Origin of the sequence: Alteromonas antoniana, from assembly GCF_019249295.1 — a bacterium.
Taxonomy (GTDB): domain Bacteria; phylum Pseudomonadota; class Gammaproteobacteria; order Enterobacterales; family Alteromonadaceae; genus Alteromonas; species Alteromonas antoniana.
In genome coordinates, this window is record NZ_JAESDH010000007.1 from 1 (window position 1) to 24,109 (window position 24,109).

Below are 24,109 nucleotides of genomic sequence, written 5' to 3' on the forward strand. Positions count from 1 at the left end.
CGTCCATCGGGACTGCGCAATTAACCCGACTATTTCTTTCTCCTCGGGAGCAAAAAGTAAAACGCTGTGGGCTAACATTCCTCGACACCGGTCGCCCTGATTGACATGCCCAAGCTGGTTACGAAGCGTTCTGTGGCTAAATGATATCGTCGTCGTATCTTCCAGCGCCAGCAGTGTACCATGCTGTCCGGCCTTTACACGTGCCGCGCAGAACCCCGCTTCTGCAATGGCCTCTGCATCCACGTTATCGTTTCGGATGAAGCGATAAGCTCCCTCCATATCTGCAGGAGATTCAGTGATATTCATAAGCGATTTTCCTGGATTATCAGCAAGCGTTTCAGCCAACTTTACCAGACGCGAAGTACGACGGGGATCACCCAAACTGGTGTTTCCAAACGTGTCTTTTGCCCAGCGCGATGAGTTATTCATGATCTTTCACCTAAGTGCGGAATGGAAGATCTGATCAAGCTTGGTAAATAGAGTTCAAAAAAAATCCCCACTAATTACTTAGCAGGGATTTGTGTATAAGAGACAGGTCTTATGACAGGCTTTTTAACGCTATACGCTATGTTTCATGACGCGTTCTTTCTGTCGCGCCCAATCCCTGTCTTTCACTGTATCGCGCTTATCATGGCTGTGTTTGCCTTTTGCCAGATAGATTTCCAGCTTCACCCAGCATTTTTTCCAGTACATTGCGGTGGCAATAATGGAGTAACCCTGGCGATCTCGCGCACCCATCAGACGGTCTAGTTCACGACGCCCTAATAAAAGCTTGCGCGCGCGTTCTGGCTCACATATGACATGGGTAGAGGCCTGACTCAACGGCGTGATGCGGCTACCCACCAGATACGCCTCTCCATTCTGAATAATGACGTAGGCATCGGTAATGTTCACTTTGCCTTCACGGATGCTTTTGATTTCCCATCCCTGCAGCGACATACCGGCTTCAAATTTATCTTCCAGGAAATAATCATGACGCGCTTTTTTGTTCAGCGCGATAGTCCCGGTTGAGTTCTTGTTGGCTTTATTTTTCTTCATGGTCGGTATTATACTGATTGTCCACGTAAAGTCTTTAATAGTTATGCAGTTATCGTGGTATGTGGGGATGAATTGTGCGAAGGGAAGGTTAGTCGCGTCGGATTTCTCATGATAAACTGCGCGTTTTCTGAAAACACAGTAGAGTGTAAATGCCGAGTATTCAACGCAGTGCCCTGGTGGCTCACAGTGCACAAGCTATGTTTGATTTGGTCAATGATGTTGAGTCGTACCCTGAATTTTTGCCAGGCTGCCAGGATAGCAAAGTGCTTGAGAACACCGCCGAGGAAATGAAAGCCTCGCTGTTGGTGGCAAAGGCAGGCATAAAACAATGGTTTACTACCCACAATACCCTGTATCCGGCCTCCAGAATCGATATGCAGTTAGTTGAAGGGCCGTTTAAACGTCTTACCGGCGGCTGGACGTTCTCTGCACTGTCCGAAGAAGCCTGTAAAATTGAATTGAATCTTGAATTTGAATTCAGTAACAAATTGGCCGAAATGGCATTTGGTAAAGTGTTCAATGCGCTGGCGACAAGTATGGTCAATGCGTTCACCGAGCGTGCCCGGAGCGTGTACTCGTGACAGAAAAGATGATTAGCGTTGAAGTGGCCTATGCGTTGCCGACTAAGCAGTCCATTGTTGAGCTTGCCGTTAAATCGGGTAGCAGCGTGGAGGAAGTCATCGCGGCGTCTAATATTCAGACACTGTATCCTGATATCGAACTTGATAAAGCGAAAGTGGGGATCTGGAGCCGGGTAGTAAAACTGCGAGATAAGGTGAAAGAAGGCGATCGAATTGAGATTTACCGGCCGCTTATTGCCGACCCTAAAGAGGTTCGAAAGCGCAGAGCGGAGAAAGCGAAAGAAGAGGGCCGCGCAGATAAAGTAACCGGCGGCAGGCCCAATCCCTTGAAATCAAAAAGTGAACAGGAAAAAAGTGAATAATGCAGATACAGTATTCACTTACACAGTAACCCCACTAATTCCTGTCTGATAAATTCCCCACTTCAAGAAACGGTGACGCATCGATATCTTCTGCGTCCATCATGGTAGCGATACGTTGCATTGTTGCTACCATCTGACTTTGCTCCCATTCCTTTAGGTGGTTAAAGCGCTCAATGAAGTGTTCCTGCAAAGGGCGGGGTGCATCTTGCAGAGCGTCTTTTCCTTTTTCGGTAACAAAAACACCGACTTTACGTTTGTCTGTGGTGCTGCGAATACGCTGCGCTAAATCTCTGGCTTCCAGCCTGTCCAGAATATTAGTAATCGTGGCAGGGCTGAGGTTAATATTTTCAGCAATGTCTTTCACCATGATCCCAGGCTTTTCCTGGATATTCTGCATAACCATCAGCTGTGGGCCGGTAAGACCCACAGATTTACTGAGATGCTTACTGCGCAGGTCAACCGCTCGGATGACTCTGCGCAACGCCACTAACAGTTCTTCTTCTTTCCGCATTCCATTCTCATCAATACAAGTTGAATAAACGTGTTATTTCATCAAGTGTATGAAATGTTGATGTTTTTGATAGTGATCAATGACATCGTTTATTACAGCCAGCTTCGACCATCCCATGATGTCGTAGTTTTGGCCACCTTCACTCAAGTGAACTTCGGCGCGATAGTACGTCTGGTTCGCGTCGTCGTCCACACTTTCTTCATGGGCGACGTATTCAGGTTGCGCCGTTTTAGTCATATAAACTGAGTAAATAAAGTCAGGATCAGTACCCATGGATACCGTAAGGGTGATCAGCTTATCTTCTTTAGAAATATCTACTTCGAATTCCTGTGACCTGAACTCTTTCCCTACTTCTTCAAGTGCAGGCTCAACAATCCTGTTCATAAACCGAGACACCACATTCTTATCCGGAAAGCTGGTGATGTTTTCCAGTCGCTCTTTCCAGTTTTTATCGGTATCAGAGTGCGGCGGAGCTCCGGCGAGTACCTGTAAGCTTTCCCGCTTGTAACCTTCCACTCTTAAGGCTTTCAGTAAGCCCACCAAGGCAATTAACAGAACGATTGCAAACGGTAGAGCCGACACTATGGTCATTGTCTGTAGTGCGTTCAGCCCGCCAGCATAAAGCAGTACTGCGGCAACGACGCCTACGCCCACAGCCCAGTAAATACGCTGCCAGACTGGTGTATTGTTCTCTCCGTGAGAGCACAGCATGTCAACAACCATGGCGCCGGAGTCGCATGATGTCACGAAAAAGACGATAACCATCAATACGGCAATGAAACTCAACACGCTGGAAAACGGGAATTGTTCAAGAAAAACGAACAGCGCCACAGAGGTGTCTTGCTCGACCATATTTGCCAGCATCTCTTGCCCCTGGGTAAACACCAGATCTATCGCCGTGTTGCCAAACACAGTCATCCAGAGCAGCGTGAAAGCAGAAGGAATCAATAAAACGCCGATAATAAACTCGCGGATGGTACGTCCAAATGAGATACGAGCGATGAACAGGCCGACAAATGGTGCCCATGCCAGCCACCATCCCCAATAAAAGATGGTCCAGCCGCCAATCCAGTCGGTTTTGTCATAAGCAAACAGGTTGAAGGTATTTCTGACAATATCTGAAACGTAGGCTCCGGTATTTTGCAGATAAGCCTGTAGTAAGAATACCGTTGGGCCTAACACCAGCACAAACAGCAATAACAGAATTGCCAGAATCATGTTGGTTTCAGATAACCGACGGATGCCTTTTTCTAGCCCCGTCGCGACGGAAACAATAGCCAACGCAACAACACCAGCCATTAACATTATTTGAACCGTGGTATTCGAGGGAACTCCGAATAAGTAATTCAATCCGGCATTAATCTGTGAAGCGCCTAAGCCTAGTGAAGTCGATACACCAAAGATGGTTGAGGTAACCGCAAAGATATCAACGATGTGACCCGGCCAGCCGTAAATCTTATCACCGATTAACGGGTAAAGGGCAGATCGAAGCGTTAGCGGCAAATTATGTCGATAGGCGAAATAGCCTAACACCAGTGCGACCACAGCATATATTGCCCAGGCGTGGACGCCCCAATGGAAAAAGGTGGTTTTCATTGCCTCGCGAACAGCTTCCACACTTCCCGGCTCGGCGGTAGGCGGAGAGAGATAATGCATGAGCGGTTCAGCGACCCCGAAAAACATTAGTCCAATACCCATACCTGCAGCAAACAGCATGGAGAGCCAGGTTGGAAAACTAAACTGGGGGGTGGCGTGATCCGGTCCCAGTTTTATCTCGCCGTACCGGCTGACACCCAAAAAGATGACGAAAATCAGAATAATGGCAACCGTCAGTACGTAGAACCAACTGCCGTTGGACACAATAACAGACTGCATTGCAGAAAAAAGACTATCGGCAAGCTTGGGCATTCCTGCTGCAAACACCATCAGAAGTACGATGACAACAGATGATGTAATGAACACCGGCTTGTTCAAAGGAGATTTCGGTTGAGAGTCACTCACGCAGTAGACATCCTTCTGTCGGTAATGAATTTATTCGAATTATCGTTGTTACGCATGAATATATCGTATGGAGCAGTATTTATAAACTTCTGCTGTAATTATTCGTGTTGCTGTCGACAATTGGTGGAAATTTGTTCTCTTTTGTGTAAATCTTTAAATAAAATAATAAGTTAAATTTTATGAAACAATTTGAATTAAAGTATAAGTGAAATATTTGGCAAGGTAAGTATGATCTAATACAGAGTGCTTTAGTAAAAGTATGTCGAATAATAATAGTTTAACTAGTAACAGAGGAACACACCTATCATGCGAAAAACACAGGTAAGCTGTGCCATCGTCGCTGCGTTGGCGTCTACTTCGATTGCCGCGCAAGAAGCAAGTACTGCAAAGGCGAAAATTGAAACCATCGAAGTTACCGCGACGAAACGTACGGAGTCTATTCAGGATGTTCCGGTTTCGGTCACGGCGCTGGATGGAAAAGCGCTGGAAAATCTGGGAATCGATAACTTCCAGGATTACGTTGAATTCCTTCCAAATGTGGTATTCCAGGGCACAGGACCTGGTCAGAACGAAATTTATATCCGTGGTGCGGCAACAACGCAGTCAAATATTATGCTGTCGTCTGTTCAGGCATTACAGCCTTCGGTGGCGTTTTATGTTGATGAACAGCCGGTATCAATGGCGGGACGTAACCTTGACGTGTATGCAACAGATGTTCAGCGCGTAGAAGTATTGCCAGGTCCACAAGGTACGCTGTTTGGTGCCAGCTCACAGGCAGGTACGGTTCGACTGATTACCAACAAGCCAGATCATTCAGGTTTCAGCGCAGGATTTGATACGTCTATCTCGTTCACCAAAGGCGGTGACATGAGCAACGCGGTTGAAGCGTATTTCAACATGGCCGTTACAGACGACATGGCAGTGCGTGTTGCAGCCTACAACGACCGTCAGGGTGGCTGGATTGATAATATTGAAAACGATCCGGGCAACGGCGGCTACATTGGCAGTGCACAGGTTATCGACCGTATCTCCGCAGACTTCGGGAAACTGGCCGATCCGATTGGCATGGATCAGAGACGCATCACAAACCCTGACATTAACACCATGGGAGAGGCAGCGGTTGTTTCACCTCAGAACGACGCGCTGGTAGAAGACAACTTTAACGATGCGGTTTACTCAGGTGCACGGTTTGGACTGTCTTACATCTTCAATGAGCAGTGGGATCTGCTGGTACAGCACACGCAACAGACTCTGGAAACAGAAGGTGTGTTCGCGTATGACCCTAACCTTGAAGGCGAAAGTTCCACTAACCGCTTTCAGCCAGAAGAAAATAACGACGAGTTTGGTCTGACAACCTGGACCCTTGAAGGTCGTCTCGAAAAGCTGGACGTAGTTTACACCGGTGGCTATCTGGATCGTGATATTGATACGCTGGCTGACTACACTGGCTATACCAACGGTGGTCTGTACGCGTCGTACTACGTTTGTGATTATACGGCTGATCCGGATGATCAGCGCTGCCTGGATCCAACCAAATATTTCAAAGAAGATACGAATACCACACGTTCAACGCACGAACTGCGATTCAACACCACCATGGATACTCCATGGCGTGTAACTGCTGGTCTTTTCTATGATGATCAGGAAGTGGCGACGGTGGGTCAATTCAAAATCGCAAATACCGAACTCTTTCCTAATTTAGCAACCACAACTCTGGGCACTGAAGGAATTAATTCTGACGGTGGTCCATTCCCGGGTGAAGTGAGCTTTGTAAACGATATTACGCATACCATCGAACAGGTAGCGGTATTCGGACAGTTAGAGTATGACCTGACCGATACGTTAACGGCTAGCGTTGGCGCGCGCTGGTATCAAATAGATGATGAGTACAAAGGTTCAACTTCAACGGTAGACGTCAGTGCGCGTGTTAAAGCGTTTGGTTCTATGGACCCGGACGCATTGGCAGCGGTTGGACTTGATCCGGTGGAAGTGCAGAATTCAGTTAACAGCGGGCAGCTTGAAGTGTCTGAGCTGGGTTCAGATGGCGTACTGTCAGTTGACGATACTATCTTTAAGTTCTCTCTGGACTGGAAAGCCACAGATGACATCCTGTTATTCGCTAATTACTCAGAAGGTTTCCGTCCGCCGGTAACAAACCGCGTGGGTGGTGGTCTGGCAGACAATCAGTCAGGTAAGTTTGAAGGATTCCGTATTCCGGTTTACTCGACTACCGATACGCTGGATAACTATGAACTGGGTTTGAAAGGTGATTTCCTGGACGGCATCGTGCGTGTTAACGCGACGGCGTACTATTCAGAAATTTCAGATTTACAAACTTCACGTTTCGATCCGACCAATATCAGCTTCCTGGTATTCACCGATAACGTAGGTGATGCAGAGATCAAAGGTTTAGACGCAGACATCACCTGGCTGGCTACGGACAATCTGGTGGTCAACGCAGCATTCAGTTTACTGGATACTGAGCTTACCAGTATTAACGAAGAACTGGTTGGTATCGCTGCCGGCGTAGGTTCTGAGTTACCTTACTCTGCAAACTTCTCGGGTAACATCAATGCACGTTACTTCTTTGAGCTTGATGATGGTAAAACCGGTTACGTGAATGGATCTGTAAGCTATACCGGCGATCGTCTGGCGGGAATGGTGATGGATGCATACGCGATGGAAGATGCGACGCAGCTTATTTATGGCACGGGTTCTGGTCTGAAAATTCAGGACGAAGCCGCTGTATTTGAAGGTGCTACTTACACCGACCGAAACGGTGAGGTGATCCGCGGTGGTCGCTACGTGCAGGAGAGCTACATGATTGCGAACCTGGCTGTAGGTATTACTAACGATGAATGGAAGGCAGAACTTTTTGTTGATAACGTATTCGACGAAAGCGCCATTCTGAACATTGACACGCAGCAATTCACGCCGAAGGTGGTCACAAACAGACCACGCACTGTTGGTGTACGCTTCTCTTACGATTATTATTAATCGTCAGAAAAGTTAGTTAATCAAAACGGCAAGCCAGCAATGGCTTGCCGTTTTTTGTATGATTAGGCAATCTATACCTATGCAAAATACGCAAACACATTCTCTCCCTTCACTTAAGGCAATAAGGCAGGCAATCAGTCAGGGGCAGCTGAACACTGCTCAAAGTATGATTGACACATTGCTATCTGAAAGCACTCTAGCGACGGGGCTGCGTACGGAGTGTCTATACATGCGGGCGGTGACACATCGACTGAATAAGCAGTACCAGCGCGCCATTGATGACATTAATGCGCTGTTATCGGTTCGTCCGGATCACGGCAGAGCATATCAGGAGCAGGCATACAGTTATAAAGCCCTGGGGAGTAATAAAGCCGCAGCCAAAGCATTCTACCAGGCTACACATTTTAATCCGGCATTGCTGGCGAGTTGGCAACAGCTGATTAGCATTTACAAGGAACAGGACAACCAGCAGGCGGTGTCACTAGCCAGTGAGCAAATCGCCTTTCTTGAGTCTTTACCAAAACCCATACTTGGGGCCCATGACTTAATGTACGACGGGCAGTTAGCGGCTGCAGACAGTTTGTGTCGAAAGTACCTCCAACAGCACAAACATGACGCAGAGGCGATGGTGTTACTGGCTGAGATAGGAATGAAATTAAAGGCCTACTATGAGGCTGAATTTCTACTGGAAAGCTGTGTGGCTATTCATCCTGACCATGAAAGAGCCGCAGTGGCTTACCAGTCTGTGCTATCGAAGCTGGGTAAATTCCCTCAGGCCGAAGCATTTTGTCGTAAGCGCAGAGAACAGAAACCCGGCGACATGTCAGTGTTAATGGCACACGCCTCTGCATTGGTGGGCATGGGCACATTAGAAGATGCCGAGGCTATTTATCATCAGTTACTCAGTGCGAATGAACAACGCCCCGCAGTGTGGCTGGCACTGGGCCATGCTCAGAAGGCAATGGGTAAGCGTGAGCTCGCAATCCGTGCGTACGAAACCGCTATTCGTTATATGCCCGATTTTGGCGATGCTTACTGGAGCTTGGCAAATACGAAAACCTATACATTTTCTGACGACTTGTTGAAAGAAATGGAGACACTGGCTTCAGGTGACGGGCTCAGACTTGATGATTTGATTAACCTTTGTTTCGCGTTGGGTAAAGCTCACGAGGACAAAAAGAACATCGAAAAGTCCTTTGCCTATTATAAAAAAGGTAACGCACTTAAACATTCGACAACACAGTTTGATATCGCGCGCACTGAAGCGGCCATGGATGCGCAGAAAGAAGCCTGTCCGGCATCATTATTTACCAGTAAATCCGGGTGTTCTGATCCGGCTCCAATTTTTATCGTCGGATTGCCGCGAGCAGGCTCGACTCTGCTTGAACAGATCCTGGCGTCGCATTCTCAGGTCGACGGCACGATGGAACTGCATGATATTCTGACCATTGCCTCGCGCATCAGTGGTCAGAAAACGCCATACCCGTATAACCTTCCATCGCTTAGTGATGATCAATGCGAACAACTTGGAAGGCTATACATTGAACAGACCAGCGCATACCGACAAGGTGCCCCGTATTTCATTGATAAAATGCCCAATAACTTTATTCATATCGGGTTGATAAAGCGCATTTTACCTAACGCAAAGATTATTGATGCGCGCAGACATCCTTTTGATTGTTGTTTCAGCGGGTACAAACAACTGTTTGGTGATGGCCAGGAGTTCAGTTACGGGCTGGAAGAAATAGGTCGGTACTACCGGGCTTACGTTGATTTGATGGATCACTGGCATAAGGTCCTGCCTGGTGAAATACTCACAGTGCAGCATGAAGCATTGCTTGAAGACCTGGAAGGGCAGGTGAAAAGGCTGCTGGATTTCTGTGGGCTTCCCTTTGAAGAGGCTTGCCTGGCGTTTCATCAAACCCAGCGGGTCATCAAAACTCCAAGTTCTGAACAGGTAAGACAGCCTATTTACAAAACCGGGATGGGGCAATGGAAGCCTTTCGAAGCGCACCTGACACCACTTTTCGACGCGTTGCAGCAATATCCGTGAAGGTAACAGGCATAGGGAAGGCTTATTTGCACCTTCCCTTGCTCATTTGTGATCAAAACAGCAGAGGCTGCGCTTAATACTTGCGGCGCTGCAAGCCGGTCTCTGCCAGAATTTTCGCGGAAATTTCTTCTACAGAGTATTTGGTACTGTTAAGGAATGGGATCTTTTCTTTTCGATACAGATTTTCCACTTCCCGCAATTCCATTCGGCATTGCTGAATGGATGCATAGCGACTGTTGGCGCGGCGTTCTGAGCGTATCTGGCTCAATCTCTCAGGATGAATTGTCAGGCCAAACAGCTTGTCTTTGAATCGCCGTAACGCCGGAGGCAATTTAAGCATGTCGCCCATGTCTTCTTCTGTAAACGGGTAGTTGGCGGCTTTGATACCGTATTGTAGTGCCAGATACAGGCTGGTTGGGGTTTTACCAGAACGCGATACCCCTACCAATATAATATCCGCCTCATGATAATTCTTCAGGTTAGAGCCATCGTCATTCGCCAGCGCATAGTTAACCGCCTCAATACGAATATCGTAGGTGGTTTCGTGAATACTGTGGGTACGATGTTTTTCTGGTTTTGATGGCACACCAAGCACTTTTTCCAGCGGCGCAACGAATTGGTCCAGGAAATTGTAATTTATCCCCACCGATTTGGAGATAATTTTGCGCACATCTACATTCACAATTGTATAAAAAACGAGCGGTCTTTCGCCGGTGTCTTGAAAACTTTCAGATATTTTTTCTAAAACCTTGTAGGCATGTTCCTCAGTTTCGACAAATGGAATCGTTTTGTGATTGAACTGAACCGGGAACAGAGAAAGCAGGGCGTGGCCAAAGACCTCTGAAGTAATCGCTGTACCGTCTGAAATATAAAAAGCTGTACGCACAACATTTCCTTAACTTTGTTGTAAATTTATTACGAAAGCATAAAAAATTTTACTTTCTAATTTTCCCCATTCTAAGATGGTTTCGTGGAAAAGCTAGTCGTGTCGAGACGTTACGACTGCAAGCTTCTCACTGTACCCTACACGCCCGCTTCGGTGGGCGACACTTTTAAAAAAAGCTTGGAGGCTTTGGCAGTGCAAGAATACGTACTTTGGTATCAAGAGTTGGGCATGCATGATGTCGGTCGCGTAGGCGGCAAAAATGCATCGTTGGGGGAAATGATCTCCAATTTGGCAAATGCCGGCGTTCAGGTGCCAGGTGGGTTTGCTACCACCGCAGAGGCATTTAATGAATTTCTCGAACAAAGTGGTTTAGAAGCGAAAATTCATCAGGTGCTTGATTCACTGGACGTGGATGATGTGGGCGCGCTGACCGAAGCAGGCAGAAATATTCGCCAGTGGATCATCGACACGCCGTTCCAGCCAGCATTGGAAGAGGCTATTAAGTCCTCATTCGACACGCTGCAAGGCGACGCGGGAGATGAAGCATCGTTTGCGGTACGCTCTTCAGCGACAGCGGAAGATATGCCGGATGCGTCTTTCGCTGGCCAGCAGGAAACCTTCCTGAATGTGAAAGGCTATGATTCAGTGATGGTCGCCATTAAACATGTGTTCGCCTCATTGTTTAATGACCGTGCTATTTCGTACCGTGTTCACCAGGGCTACGACCACAAAGGTGTGGCGCTCTCCGCAGGTATTCAGCGCATGGTACGTAGCGACATCGCTTCTTCAGGTGTTATGTTCACCATCGATACGGAATCGGGCTTTGAAGATGTGGTATTCGTCACCAGTTCATTCGGTCTGGGCGAAATGGTGGTGCAGGGGGCGGTTAACCCTGACGAATTCTATGTACACAAACCAACGCTGGACAAAGGCCTGCCGTCGATTGTTAGACGTAACCTGGGCAGCAAGCTGACTAAGATGATTTACTCTGACGATCAGAGCCATGGTAAGCAGGTATCCATTGTTGATATTGAGAAGCAGGATTCCATGCGCTTCTCGCTGACTGACGATGAAGTGATGGAATTGGCTAAGCAAGCCGTGATCATCGAAAAGCACTACAAGCGTCCGATGGATATTGAGTGGGCGAAAGATGGCGTAGATGGCAAGCTTTATATCGTTCAGGCGCGCCCTGAAACGGTTCGCAGCCGCGAGGACAGCCAGAGCATCGAGCGTTTCCAGTTAAAAGGCGAAAGCAACATCGTTTGTGAAGGCCGTGCCATCGGTCATAAAATTGGTGCCGGTGAAGCGAAAGTGCTTGGCTCAATTGAAGAGATGGACAAAATTCAGGCCGGTGATGTGCTGGTTACTGACATGACCGACCCGGATTGGGAACCGATCATGAAAAAGGCCTCCGCGATCGTTACCAACCGGGGCGGGCGTACCTGTCACGCTGCCATTATTGCACGTGAATTAGGTATTCCGGCGGTTGTTGGTTGCGGTAACGCCACAGACTCTATCGCCAACGGTGACAAGATTACTGTGTCTTGTGCTGAGGGCGATACAGGCTATATTTATGGCGCTGAGCTTGAGTTCGACGTGGTTACCTCGCGTATCGACTCAATGCCTGACTTGCCTCTGAAAGTCATGATGAACGTAGGTAACCCGGACCGCGCATTCGATTTTGCACGTCTGCCTAACGAAGGTGTCGGACTTGCCCGTCTTGAATTCATTATCAACCGCATGATTGGCGTTCACCCGAAAGCGCTGCTTAACTTCGACGACCAGCCGGAAGAATTAAAAGAAGAAATCAGCGACATGATCGCTGGCTACGACTCGCCGACTGAGTTTTACATTGAAAAGCTGGTTGAGGGGATCGCATCGATTGGCGCGGCATTCTCACCGAAGAAAGTTATCGTACGTATGTCTGACTTTAAGTCTAACGAGTACTTTAACCTGGTGGGCGGATACCAGTACGAGCCTGATGAAGAAAACCCGATGCTGGGTTTCCGCGGTGCCAGCCGTTATATCTCTGAAGACTTCCGTGACTGTTTTGCGCTGGAGTGTGAAGCGATCAAACGTGTACGCGGTAAAATGGGGCTGACCAATGTTGAGATCATGATCCCGTTCGTGCGAACAGTGGACGAAGGAAAACAGGTCATAGAGCTGTTGAAAGAAGAAGGGCTGGTGCAGGGAGAGAACGGCCTGCGCGTTATTATGATGTGCGAACTGCCGTCCAATGCCTTGCTGGCAGATAAGTTCCTGGACATCTTTGATGGCTTCTCTATTGGTTCTAACGACCTGACACAGCTGACGCTGGGTCTGGACCGAGATTCCGGCCTGATTGCCCACCTGTTTGAAGAGCGTGATGAAGCAGTAAAAGCGCTGTTGTCTATGGCTATCCGGGCTGCTAAGGCGCGCGGCAAGTACGTGGGAATTTGTGGTCAGGGTCCGTCAGATCATGAAGACTTTGCTGCCTGGCTGGTAAAAGAGGGGATTGATTCTGTATCCCTGAATCCTGACACAGTAGTAGAGACCTGGTTATACCTGGCAGAAAACCACGGTTAACGCACAACACCATTTCGGATGATTAAGTCCTGATAAAAAAGCCGCACTTGCGGCTTTTTTTATTGTGTATTCACGCCAGATGGCGCAAGCGGGCCTTAGGTGTCAACTTACAGGCTCCCAGTGGGTAATCCTGTAGGACTAACGCTCGCAATTCGCTTTTGTTTTTTTAAGACGTAAAAAGGAGAGGATGTTTTGCTTTGGCGATAGCGTGTAATCGCAGCTTCCTCAGGTCTTTCCCTTGGAAAACCATTTATCGATATCGTAGCGCTGAAAACGGTGTTTTGGCTGTGAGGGCAAAGCAACAAAAGGACGTGGCTGCATCAGAAACACAGTATACCTGACCCGGTTCAGAGGGCCACGAAAGTGCAGTATGGGCGATACGTTAGCCCCACACCAATATCAGCCTTTCGGCCTTGCCTTGTAGATATCGTAAAGATGCACACCAAGACCACCAATGATGCCGCCAATAATGGCATTTACCAACAGCAGAAAGGATTCGGTAATAGGCTGACTTTGAAAGTACAGAGACTGAAAAATCAGAAAGCCGGTAATTATCAGCAGTAACGCGATGACTTTTATAGCAATCATTGGCAATCCTTTGAATCGGTAAATAATCTGGTACGCTAAACGCTAAACGCTAAACGCTAAACGCTAAACGCGACACGCGCGCGACGTAATCTATCGAACGCGGTAGACACAAATTATTACGATGCGACAATACTGAAGGTTTAGTTTTATCTTACTGATAACAGACGAGAACCGTCTGCCGTCTTCCGATGGGCGTAGCTGTTAACGAAGTTTTCTGGCCAGCAAAAAACGGTCAATGCGTCTGGCCGAGCGTGACATGCCGGTTTGACAGTGACGCAACCAGCCTCTGGCGCGAGGCCAGTCGTAACTTAACAGCACCAGCCCACCCAGAACGAATAAAATAGAGCCCGGTAGTAATGTAAAGATAACCCCCGCTGTGAAGAGCAGCGCGCCAAGCGTCAGTCGAATTGCTTTCATAGGTTTACCGGTTCCAAAATTCTGTCAGAGGATACTTTGTCAGTCATAGCGTGCAATGCCAAGTGCGCAGTTGTAAGTATTTGTATCAGAATGAACAAAGTTTAAGCGTAATTAATATAAAAATCCCCCTTATCGCTAGAGACTGCCGGGCTCGCTAGGTATACTTGTTTTCCTGTTTTCAGAGGAGGTTGGTGTCTTTGAGTCTTCCACGTGTTGAACCACAGCAAAGTGTATCCGAGCATTATCTGCGTTATCTTGACGCGCTTGGCGAGTCGTCTTTTTGCGGAGACATTGAATACAGTTACGGCAGCCGTCTTGCCGTGGCAACTGACAACTCTGTGTATCAAAAATTGCCACAGGCGGTCGTGTTTCCTAAATCGAAAGCCGATTTACGGTGCCTTGGTGAATTGGCTAATCAACATCCTGAGATAAAATTTTCAGCGCGTGGCGGCGGCACCGGAACCAACGGACAAAGTCTCACTGACGGTATAGTGGTGGATATTTCCCGTCACATGAACCGGGTGCTGGAAATCAATATTGATGAAGGCTGGGTGAGAGTAGAGGCCGGGGTAGTTAAAGATCAGCTCAACGATGCGCTGCGTCCCCATGGTTTCTTCTTTTCTCCGGACTTGTCTACCAGCAATCGCGCCACCATCGGCGGCATGATCAGTACCGATGCATCAGGGCAGGGCTCGCTGGTATACGGTAAAACCAGTGATCATGTTTTAGGACTTACTTCGGTACTTGCAAACGGTGAAGAGCTTATCACCACGCCAATGGATGTAGATGACGCGCGCAAGCGCAGCCAGCGAAGCGATACCCTTGGCCGAATTCTCAGACAGGTAATAGCGACATCGGTAGACAAACGCGATGAAATTATCGCGAAGTTCCCACGCATGAACCGCTTTCTGACCGGCTATGATCTTGAACACGCTTACGATGCCGATAATCAGAAAATTGATATCAGCCGGTTGATAACCGGCTCGGAAGGCTCTCTGGCGATGGTTGCTGAAGCCACATTATCGCTTACTCCTATCGCGACCCATAAGGCGTTGGTTAACATTAAGTACGACTCTTTCGAGTCAGCACTTCGTCATGCGCCAAGGATGGTAGCGGCAAACGCAACGTCAGTGGAAACTGTAGACAGCAAGGTTCTGAACCTGGCAAAAACTGACATTATCTGGCACTCCATTGCAGATCTCATCACCGATGTGCCTGATAAAACGTTACTTGGCCTGAATATGGTCGAGTATAACAGTAATGATGAAGCGGAAATAAAAGCCCGGATTGACACCCTTGAAGAAGAGCTTAGCCGGGCAGCGGAAAGCGGCGAGTATGGGGTGATTGGTTATCAGGTAACGTTCGATAAAGCCGATATTGGCCGGATTTACGCTATGCGTAAAAAAGCCGTCGGACTGCTGGGCAAAACGAAGGGCAGCCAGAAACCTATCGCGTTTGCTGAAGATACCGCTGTGCCGCCGGAAAACCTGGCCGACTTTATTATGGAGTTTCGTGACCTGCTTGACTCTCATGGCTTGAAATATGGCATGTTTGGTCATGTCGACGCGGGCGTATTGCACGTTCGCCCTGCACTGGATCTGTGTGATATCGAGCAGGAAAAACTGATGCACCGTATCTCAGATGAGGTAGTCGCGCTGGTAGCGAAGTATGGCGGTCTGATGTGGGGCGAGCATGGTAAAGGTTTTCGCAGCGAATACGGGCCGGAATTCTTTGGCGAGTCGCTGTTTGCAGAATTACGCAAAATTAAAGGCGCATTTGACCCGGGGAATAAGATGAACCCCGGGAAGATCTGCACGCCACTTGCCAGCAATGATGAGCTGGTAAAGGTGAGCGATACCAAACGCGCAACATTCGACAGAACGATTCCGGTAGCCTTTAAATCGGCGTTTGCGCCAGCGATGGAGTGCAACGGTAACGGGTTGTGTTTCAATTACGACACCAGCTCGCCAATGTGTCCGTCCAGTAAAATTACCCGTGACCGCCGCCATAGTCCGAAGGGCCGGGCAGGACTGATCCGTGAATGGATCCGGTTGTTAGGGGAGTCTGGTATTGAAACCGCGAAGCTCAGTGCCGATAACTTCCGCACATCGTTTATTCAGCGTTGGAAAAATACCCGCAGTAGCGAGGCTGACTTCTCCCATGAAGTGATGGATGCCATGAATGGCTGTCTGGCGTGCAAATCCTGCTCCAGTCAGTGCCCTGTGAAGGTAGACGTGCCTGAATTCAGAGCCACATTTTTATCGATATATTATCAGCGATACCTGCGTCCGCAAAAAGATTACATGGTGGCCAATATCGAGCGCATGGCCCCGTTAATGGCTAAGATGCCCACCGTTGTGAACTTCTTTCTTCGTCGTAAAATTGTCGCTGGGTTAATTGAAAAACAAATCGGTTACGTTGATACGCCACTGTTGTCGTCACCGGTGCTTACCAAGCGTGTAGAACATACCGCTGAACCCTTTGATATGGCCAGGTTGTCATCGCTCAGTGAGAGTGAAAGGGAGAAGTACGTGTTGATCGTACAGGATCCGTTCACCAGCTTTTACGATGCTCAGGTTGTCGCAGACTTCACCAGCCTGGTGCGCGAGATGGGCTATCGGCCGGTATTGTTGCCATTTAAACCCAATGGAAAACCTGAGCATGTGAAAGGCTTCCTGAAGCGATTCGCTGACACGGCGGCGTCAACAGCGTCGTTTTTGAATAACGTCGCGTCGCTCAATATTCCCATGGTCGGTGTCGATGCCTCGCTTGTGCTTTGCTACCGGGATGAATATGTCAAAGCCTTAGGTAAACAAAGAGGCGAATTTACCGTACTTGCGGTCCATGAATGGCTTGAGACACTTCCCGACACCCGTTGGGAGCGTGATGTGGAAACGTCCACCAACGAGTCGCCTATGGCACTGTTTACGCACTGCACTGAGAAGACGGCGTTACCCACGTCAGAGAAGCTGTGGCAGACCTTGTTCGCAAGGGTTGGCCAACCTGTCGACATCGTCGGTGTAGGATGTTGCGGTATGGCTGGCACATATGGCCACGAAGCCGACCAAAAGCAAAATTCAATGGGGATCTATGCACTAAGCTGGGAACAAGCTGTCCGCCGTTATTCGCCGGAACAGGTGATGGCAACGGGCTATTCCTGTCGAAGTCAGGTAGACCGCATTGAAAATTTTAAACCTCAGCACCCTTTGCAGGCGTTGCTGGCATGTATAAGAAAAACAACACGCTAAATTGGAATAACTATGACAGAACAAACACAACAGCCCATGACACAGGAGCAGCGTGAGGAATGGGTTAAAGCGCAATTTCAACGCGCGAATAAACATCTTGCTGAAAATGGTGTGCTTTTCCATTCTGTAGTGACAGAAGAAAGCCGCTACCTGGTGCCTTTTGTGGCGGTCTGGAAATTGAAAGCGCTGGATGAAAAATTCTATTGGGTAATGAGCGGCGATCTACCTGCTGACTATACCCTTTATGAAAATGCATCGAATGCCCGCGAAGCCATTAAGTACTTTTCTATGCAGTGGCAACTAAAGGCCGAAAACATCCGTCAGTCGGGTACGCAGGATAAAACGCAGCTTGAATTTGCCGGTTTGTTGCAGGCGCGGGCTGAAAACCTTTTCAACATGCAGGCTGCTGAACAGCTCTGGAAAGACTAAGTGGTCACTGCTTAAGCCGCTTTGGCGATAGTTTTAGGCATAAAATATTACGCCTTAACCACGGTGCTGCGTTTGCGATTTGCGATGGCATGCCGTGGTAGTTATCTACGCCAGAACCGTGTGCAGCGCCTTAATGAAAAAAGGTACAGTCCTTGTTGACTGTACCTTTTTTTAGTTAGTGCATATGCGTAACGTCGGGAAGCGTAAACTGGTTAACATCGCACGCCATTTTCTGGCGTGGTATGCCAGCTTCCATAAAAGCAGGCCCGTCGGGCGTAAAACCCAGTTTCTCGTGGTAATTCACGCTGTCTAAATCACAGCTGACATGTAACACGGGAACATCGTGCGTTTTAGCGAGGCCAACAAGCGCATTAAAAAGCCGCTTGTACATCTGCAAAGAGCGATACTGACGCTTTACCGCCACTCGCCCGATTTCGCCATGCTGGGTCAGCCTGCCTGTCGCTACCGGGGCATCGCCAGGGCCAATAATCAGAACATGAAACGCCGAATCATCATGTTCATCAAATTCAGCTTCTCTGGGTAACCGCCACTCGAGCACAAATACGTGCTCACGCAATTTTTCGAGTCGATCTCTACCTGTCATCCAATCGACGTTTTCAACACGAAACGTCATTTGTTCACCATTTTCAGAGCATTGGAGTTTGCGTAAAAATTAACAGTGAAATAACACTGTTACGTATCCATACGCTCCCAGTATCCCTTATTGATCAGTATAGTCATGATATCGATAAACGCCAAGGTACCCAAAGACTGCATCCAGGCGGCGTTGACCGGCTGTCCCTTCAGTATCAATTCAACCGGTTCCCGATCGCTCGGTGAGGCGGCGAACTGCTCACCGTTCACGTAAAAGATGAAGCTGTCAGCAGGTTGTTTTTGCGGGTATATCGGGTGACAACCACTGGCCAGTCCAAACGTTGCACCATTCACTAGCTCGTGGCGCAACGCCTCTGGAGTCAGTAACGAATCTGGCAGGTTGTAAGGTAACTGCTGGTCAGACAAAAACCGCATCAGATTATCGTCAAACTCCGGGCTTGATAGCTGAGAAAGTAAAAGCTCCTTTAGTGAGGAAATTTCAGACTCGTTTACTATGGCCGGGTGAGAACGCATTGCTAGTTCCGGATCAGAATAGCGTTTTCCAATTAGATCGCCACCAATTAACCCTTCGGTCAACTGTTGTGCCAGCAGCGCCGTATCCGGTGCCCGGAAGCCGATGGAGTAGGTGAGGCAATCTGACTCTGCTATACCGTCATGCGGCCAGCCGGGCGGTATATACAGCACATCGCCGGGGTGTAGCGTGAAGGTTTTCCAGGTTGGGAATGACTGCAGTTGTCTGAGGTTAGGGTGCGGGAAGTGCTCGGTGTACTGGCCCGGCTCTCCCACACGCCATTGACGACTGCCTTTGCCCTGAATGAGAAAGACATCGTACTGGTCTTCATGCGGACCAACCCCTGCGCCTTGATTGGCAAAGCTGATCATGACATCGTCCATGCGCCAGTAGGGAATAAAGTCAAATGCGTTCATTAAGTCACTGACTTCAGGTATGTAGCGGTCTACAGCCTGAACCAGTAAAGTCCACTGGCCCCGGCACGCGTCCTCAAAGGACGCGATAGGGCCATGTGTTACGTGCCAATGATTATCTGCATACGCAATAATACGGCTATCAATGTCTTCTTCCTGTGCCAGCCCTGCCAGATCATGCTCATCGATGGGATCTTCAAAATCTGGGAAAAAACTGCGTAACACAACGGGGCTTTTTTGCCAGTGCTGTGACAAAAACTGCGAGGGGGAAAACGTCATGACTCTACTCTGTTGAAAATTCGCCTCGCATTATGGCGTGAGACCGTCCCGGCTTCAATTCTGTATTCAGATGTCGTGTATCTACTGCCTGATTTGTGGTGAACCGCAGGGCGTATCCCGGCCCGTCAGGTAGTGCCACTCCCTTACGGCATGTCACCTGATTTTTAGAAGCAGACAGCGCTTCGTAAAATTGCGGACAGGCTGTAATAAAACCAGGAGGACTGATTTGCTCCAGTAACGAGGCCAGATTGACGGTGCGACCCCATATATCGAATGCCGGCCGTTGCAGGCCTATCATGCCACCGCGCACCGGCCCCAAGGCAATGCCGATGCGTAACTCTACGCCGATGGAAAACTCGCTGGTCACCTGACAAAAGTCCTGACTGATCTGACGAGCATAACGCAGCATATCCTCTGCAACATCACAATGTTGATTTTCACGGGACGTAAAGGCACCGGATAGTGCAGCCATATATTCATCGCCGTTCGTTTTGATGCGGCAAATACCCATCAGCTGGGCTCGCTGATCAAAACGCTGATAGAGGGCGTTAAGCACACACACTATGTCTTCGTCATCCAGTTTTGTTGTCAGGCTTTTATAGCCCGCCATGTCGGCAAATAACACGGCACAGGAATCAATAGGAAAGGTTTCTCCCGATGACATACTTTGCGCAGGTGAACATGCGACCGGGGGCAGAAGCTGTTGCAATCGTTCCTGCATTTGTCGCTGAGAAGCAAGCATGTGTAGCCATCGGCGCTTACTGTGGATATCAAGGGTATAAAGGATAAGCAGGCTTGCACAGGCGAGTGTAATGGTATTGCTGACATGCACAGCCAGCTCCAGACCAGATGAGCTCGTAAAACTCTGCAGGTTCAGCGCAATGAACATCAACGCAAACGCCGCAGCCCACATTCTCTGACTTTTTAATTCTTTTCGTCGGAAGAAAAAGCCGCAGGTCACTGTACCAAGCAATAAGAAGTAGGGAATGCCGGGTTGCTGCCAGATAATTGCAGCCAGCGATACAAAACTCATAAAGCCAAAAAGCATTATCCGCCTTGCATTATAGAATTGCTGACGTGAGCACATACGCACAACTATCGCAATAACGGCGATGTGGATTACGATATTGAGTAATGCAAAAGCGGGACCTTGTCTAAAATGCCACAGGCCAAAAGGGAGTTGTAAAATCAAACAAGCCAGTAACAACTTGCTTGTCTGATAAAGCTGCGTTAGCAGGTGCTTTTCGCTGCCAGATAACGCAGGTAAGGTGTGCATGTGTTCCTCCGGGGATAGGTCAAACCTGACATGTCCCCGGAGTGTAAACCGGTTTTAGCCTTCCAGTAACTGATCGACAAGCCGGATTGCCTGGCCAATATATGACGCTGGCGACAGGGCTTTTAGTTCAGTTTTCGCACTTTCAGGCATGTCCAGAGAATCGATAAATTCACCAATAGCCGCAGCATTAACACGCTTACCGCGAGTCAGTTCTTTGAGCTTCTCGTAAGGCTTCTCAATGCCGTAGCGGCGCATAACCGTCTGAATCGGCTCAGCCAGCAGCTCCCAGTTATTGTTAAGTTCATCAAGCAGACTCTGCTCATTGACTTCCAGCTTGCTGATCCCTTTCAGTGACGCCTGATACGCGATTACCGCATAACCTACGCCAACCCCGAGATTGCGCAGTACCGTTGAGTCGGTCAGGTCGCGCTGCCAGCGGGAGATCGGAAGCTTGGCGGCAAGGTGATCAAAGATGGCATTCGCGATGCCCAGGTTACCTTCAGAGTTTTCAAAGTCGATAGGATTGACTTTGTGCGGCATGGTAGATGAGCCAATTTCTCCAGCCACGGTTTTTTGTTTAAAGTGGCCTAACGCGATGTATCCCCACACATCACGATCAAAATCGATCAGGATCGTGTTGAAGCGGGAAACGGCATCGAACAGCTCCGCAATGTAGTCATGCGGTTCGATTTGTGTGGTAAACGCGTTCCATGTCAGTCCGAGGCTGGTTACAAATTGCTCTGCAGCCGCGTGCCAGTCCACATCCGGATAGGCAGAAAGGTGCGCATTGTAATTTCCTACTGCACCGTTAATTTTACCCAGAATGGATACCTCAGCGATTTGTGCACGCTGGCGTTTAAGTCGCACCGCCACATTCGCCATCTCTTTACCCATGGTAGTAGGGGAGGCTGGTTGGCCGTGTGTACGCGCCATCATAGGAACGGTTTTGTATTTTTTTGCCAACGCTGTCAGCGCATCAATCAGCTTATCGCAATAAGGCAGAATCACATCGTCACGGGCTTCGGTAAGCATCAGGCCATGTGAAAGGTTGTTGATATCTTCAGAGGTACAGGCGAAGTGAATAAACTCGCTGATAGCATTCAGTTCGCTGTTATCAGCCACTTTTTCTTTCAGAAAGTATTCAACCGCTTTCACATCATGATTGGTTGTGCTTTCAATGTGTTTGATGCGCATCGCATCATCAACAGAAAAGTTCTCAACAATCGAATCCAGCAGGGCAGTAGACTGTGAAGAGAAGGCAGGCACTTCGGCGATCTGCTCGTGGTTTGATAACATTTGTAGCCAGCGAACTTCCACTTGTACGCGATATTTCAACAGACCATATTCGCTGAAAATACTGCGCAGTTCTTCGGTTTTGCCGGCGTAGCGGCCATCGACGGGGGAAATTGCGGTCAACTGAGTCAGTTCCACCTGTAGCTCCTCAACTAATTGATTAATCTCAGCGCCTGCTTAGCGCTATGTAAAATATCTTTTCTGTTAAACAGGATTTGTCTGCGCTTGCCGCCCATTTGTCGCCACATGACAGCAGAGCGAACCCCTGCGAGCAGCAACGCCCGGACACGGTGTTGGTTTACCGGCTGACCGAGGTAATCCGGATTACCAGCGACCTGAATGCGCGGTGCCAGCGGGCTGACAATGTCTGAGTAAATACTGGCAAGGGAAGACACAATTTGCACATTGTCAAAGTCAACGTGGGCGAGTTGGCGCTGAACGTGCGAAATGCGGTTGCCCAGTTCACCCAGCGCGGACTGCTTTTTGGCCAGTTTGCGCTCAAGGCCAAGCATACTCGCAATATAGCGTGTCAGCTCGGTATCTTTGGTCGCTGACTTATCTGACAGTTGCGCTACCAGAGTTCGGTAGCCCACTTCCAGATTGCTTAGTTTTCCAAAAACATGTTGCGGGGTCTCTGGATCGGTCACCAGAATGCTTGACAGTGACGCTTCACATGCCTGTTTATCAATGGTGCCGCGGCGAGCCAGTTGCTGAACCAGTGAGGCGGCCTGACAAACACCTGCCAGCGCCAACGTTTTTTCTATTTGTGGATCTAACATCAGCGGATATAACTCTCAATAATGCCGCCACCCAGGCAGACTTCTTCCTGATAGAATACCGCGGATTGTCCGGGGGTAACCGCTTTTTGCGGCTCGTCAAATATGACCTCAACCTGATCATCACCTACCGGCGTGATTGTGCAGGGAATATCAGCCTGACGATAACGGGTTTTCACAGCCGCACGAACAGGCGTGTTCAGCGGCTGTCGGTCAACCCAGTGAAGCTGTTTTGCGATCAGGCCTTTTGAGTACAAACGGGGGTGGTCAGCACCCTGGCCAACAATTAATACATTGCGTTCTACATCTTTGTCTACCACATACCAAGGATCGTCACCGAAATCTGCAAGTCCGCCGATATGCAAGCCTTTGCGCTGCCCTAGGGTGTGATACATCAAACCTTCGTGCTTGCCAATCTCTTCGCCTTCTGCGGTTTCGATAACTCCAGGCTGGGCTGGCAAGTACTGTGACAAAAAGTCTTTGAACTTACGCTCGCCAATAAAGCAGATACCGGTAGAGTCCTTCTTGTCGTGAGTAACCAATCCCTGATCTTCCGCGATTTTCCGCACCAGGGGCTTTTCCAGCTCACCGACAGGAAACAGAGTTTTGGCAATATGTTCCTCGCCAAGTGTATAAAGGAAATAACTCTGATCTTTATTGTTGTCCAGGCCGCGTAACATTTGCCAGTGGTCGTTCTGATGGCGACGACGGACATAGTGCCCCGTAGCAATATAATCTGCACCCAGGTCTTCTGCTGCAAACTCAAGAAACGCTTTGAATTTGATTTCTTTGTTGCACATGATGTCAGGATTTGGGGTGCGACCGGCTTTGTATTCTTCGAGGAAGTATTCGAATACGTTGTCCCAGTATTCTGCCGCGAAATTTATAGTGTGTAACTCAATGCCAAGCTTATCAGCCACTGCCTGCGCGTCTTTCAGGTCCTCTGCCGCAGCACAGTATTCATCATTATCGTCCTCTTCCCAGTTTTTCATAAACAGGCCCTCTACCTGATAGCCCTGTTCTTTTAACAGGTAGGCAGAGACAGAAGAATCGACACCGCCGGACATGCCGACTATGACTTTTTTCGTTGCAGGAGAAGCTGTTTCAGACACCGTTTGCTCGACACTCGCTGGTTGGTTACTTTAGGGTCGCGGATTTTAGCAGAATAATTCCGGAGTTTCACGATTAATGCGGCTATGAGATATGCCAATTGTGATGGGGAAACGAAATTTGATCTGCGCGGCAGTTACTGCTGCAAGGCCAGTGGGGA

20 protein-coding genes are annotated in these 24,109 nt (G+C 48.7%); 7 read left to right on the forward strand and 13 right to left on the reverse strand.

What is annotated here, in order from left to right:
- Both JKP77_RS07415 and smpB read right to left on the reverse strand, forming a co-directional pair.
- A partial coding sequence (locus JKP77_RS07415) for an IS4/Tn5 family transposase DNA-binding protein (protein ID WP_274608639.1) occupies positions 1-429 on the reverse strand: 429 nt, incomplete at its 3' end.
- Between the two features lie 129 nt (positions 430-558).
- Complete coding sequence (smpB, locus tag JKP77_RS07420; protein WP_218310554.1) at positions 559-1,038, reverse strand: SsrA-binding protein SmpB; 480 nt, start codon at positions 1,036-1,038, stop codon at positions 559-561.
- Between the two features lie 149 nt (positions 1,039-1,187).
- Here smpB and JKP77_RS07425 point away from each other — a divergent pair, with 149 nt between their 5' ends.
- A complete protein-coding gene (locus JKP77_RS07425) occupies positions 1,188-1,619 on the forward strand; it encodes a type II toxin-antitoxin system RatA family toxin (RefSeq protein ID WP_218310555.1) in 432 nt (143 codons plus the stop codon).
- Positions 1,616-1,981 carry an RnfH family protein gene (locus JKP77_RS07430; RefSeq protein WP_218310556.1) on the forward strand — a complete coding sequence of 122 codons (366 nt, stop codon included), beginning with the start codon at positions 1,616-1,618 and terminating at the stop codon, positions 1,979-1,981. The genes JKP77_RS07425 and JKP77_RS07430 overlap by 4 nt, the downstream gene beginning before the upstream one ends.
- A 34-nt stretch (positions 1,982-2,015) precedes the next feature.
- On the opposite strand, the gene JKP77_RS07435 is transcribed toward JKP77_RS07430, so the two are convergent.
- Together JKP77_RS07435 and JKP77_RS07440 are read right to left on the reverse strand one after the other, a co-directional pair.
- The gene (locus JKP77_RS07435; protein ID WP_218310557.1) at positions 2,016-2,492 is read right to left on the reverse strand and encodes a MarR family winged helix-turn-helix transcriptional regulator; all 477 of its coding nucleotides are present in this window, start codon (positions 2,490-2,492) and stop codon (positions 2,016-2,018) included.
- Between the two features lie 33 nt (positions 2,493-2,525).
- Positions 2,526-4,493, reverse strand: a complete 1,968-nt coding sequence (locus JKP77_RS07440) for a BCCT family transporter (protein WP_218310558.1) — start codon at positions 4,491-4,493, stop codon at positions 2,526-2,528.
- A 306-nt stretch (positions 4,494-4,799) separates the two neighbouring features.
- Between JKP77_RS07440 and JKP77_RS07445 the strand changes: the two genes are divergently transcribed.
- On the forward strand, positions 4,800-7,490 hold the full coding sequence (locus JKP77_RS07445; RefSeq protein WP_218310559.1) for a TonB-dependent receptor: 2,691 nt from the start codon (positions 4,800-4,802) through the stop codon (positions 7,488-7,490).
- Between the two features lie 58 nt (positions 7,491-7,548).
- The gene (locus tag JKP77_RS07450) at positions 7,549-9,543 is read left to right on the forward strand and encodes a tetratricopeptide repeat-containing sulfotransferase family protein (protein ID WP_218310560.1); all 1,995 of its coding nucleotides are present in this window, start codon (positions 7,549-7,551) and stop codon (positions 9,541-9,543) included.
- Positions 9,544-9,616: 73 nt separating this feature from the next.
- Here the strand turns inward: JKP77_RS07450 and ppsR are convergent, their stop codons facing one another.
- On the reverse strand, positions 9,617-10,429 hold the full coding sequence (gene ppsR, locus JKP77_RS07455) for a posphoenolpyruvate synthetase regulatory kinase/phosphorylase PpsR (RefSeq protein WP_218310561.1): 813 nt from the start codon (positions 10,427-10,429) through the stop codon (positions 9,617-9,619).
- Between the two features lie 192 nt (positions 10,430-10,621).
- On the opposite strand from ppsR, the gene ppsA reads away from it, so the two are divergent.
- A complete protein-coding gene (ppsA, locus tag JKP77_RS07460; protein ID WP_218310562.1) occupies positions 10,622-12,994 on the forward strand; it encodes a phosphoenolpyruvate synthase in 2,373 nt (790 codons plus the stop codon).
- Positions 12,995-13,393: 399 nt separating this feature from the next.
- Here ppsA and JKP77_RS07465 read toward each other — a convergent pair whose 3' ends face one another.
- Both JKP77_RS07465 and JKP77_RS07470 read right to left on the reverse strand, forming a co-directional pair.
- On the reverse strand, positions 13,394-13,582 hold the full coding sequence (locus JKP77_RS07465; RefSeq protein ID WP_218310563.1) for a hypothetical protein: 189 nt from the start codon (positions 13,580-13,582) through the stop codon (positions 13,394-13,396).
- Positions 13,583-13,783: 201 nt separating this feature from the next.
- Complete coding sequence (locus JKP77_RS07470; RefSeq protein ID WP_218310564.1) at positions 13,784-13,999, reverse strand: tellurium resistance protein TerC; 216 nt, start codon at positions 13,997-13,999, stop codon at positions 13,784-13,786.
- A gap of 191 nt (positions 14,000-14,190) precedes the next feature.
- On the opposite strand from JKP77_RS07470, the gene ydiJ reads away from it, so the two are divergent.
- The gene (gene ydiJ, locus JKP77_RS07475) at positions 14,191-17,247 is read left to right on the forward strand and encodes a D-2-hydroxyglutarate dehydrogenase YdiJ (RefSeq protein ID WP_420840059.1); all 3,057 of its coding nucleotides are present in this window, start codon (positions 14,191-14,193) and stop codon (positions 17,245-17,247) included.
- A gap of 12 nt (positions 17,248-17,259) precedes the next feature.
- A complete protein-coding gene (locus JKP77_RS07480) occupies positions 17,260-17,676 on the forward strand; it encodes a DUF4826 family protein (protein WP_218310566.1) in 417 nt (138 codons plus the stop codon).
- A gap of 175 nt (positions 17,677-17,851) precedes the next feature.
- Here JKP77_RS07480 and JKP77_RS07485 read toward each other — a convergent pair whose 3' ends face one another.
- The 6 genes from JKP77_RS07485 to mnmA are packed head-to-tail and all read right to left on the reverse strand — an operon-like array spanning position 17,852 to position 23,951.
- Positions 17,852-18,310, reverse strand: a complete 459-nt coding sequence (locus JKP77_RS07485) for a GNAT family N-acetyltransferase (RefSeq protein WP_218310567.1) — start codon at positions 18,308-18,310, stop codon at positions 17,852-17,854.
- A gap of 59 nt (positions 18,311-18,369) precedes the next feature.
- Positions 18,370-19,494 (reverse strand): JmjC domain-containing protein, encoded by a 1,125-nt coding sequence (locus JKP77_RS07490; RefSeq protein WP_218310568.1) that lies wholly within the window; start codon positions 19,492-19,494, stop codon positions 18,370-18,372.
- A 4-nt stretch (positions 19,495-19,498) separates the two neighbouring features.
- Positions 19,499-20,770: an adenylate/guanylate cyclase domain-containing protein gene (locus JKP77_RS07495; RefSeq protein WP_218310569.1), complete on the reverse strand. Its 1,272-nt coding sequence runs from the start codon at positions 20,768-20,770 to the stop codon at positions 19,499-19,501.
- A gap of 54 nt (positions 20,771-20,824) precedes the next feature.
- The gene (purB, locus tag JKP77_RS07500) at positions 20,825-22,201 is read right to left on the reverse strand and encodes an adenylosuccinate lyase (RefSeq protein ID WP_218310570.1); all 1,377 of its coding nucleotides are present in this window, start codon (positions 22,199-22,201) and stop codon (positions 20,825-20,827) included.
- Positions 22,202-22,215: 14 nt separating this feature from the next.
- Positions 22,216-22,842: a high frequency lysogenization protein HflD gene (hflD, locus tag JKP77_RS07505; RefSeq protein WP_218310571.1), complete on the reverse strand. Its 627-nt coding sequence runs from the start codon at positions 22,840-22,842 to the stop codon at positions 22,216-22,218.
- A complete protein-coding gene (gene mnmA, locus JKP77_RS07510) occupies positions 22,842-23,951 on the reverse strand; it encodes a tRNA 2-thiouridine(34) synthase MnmA (protein ID WP_218310572.1) in 1,110 nt (369 codons plus the stop codon). The genes hflD and mnmA overlap by 1 nt, the downstream gene beginning before the upstream one ends.
- Between the last annotated feature and the right edge of the window lie 158 nt (positions 23,952-24,109).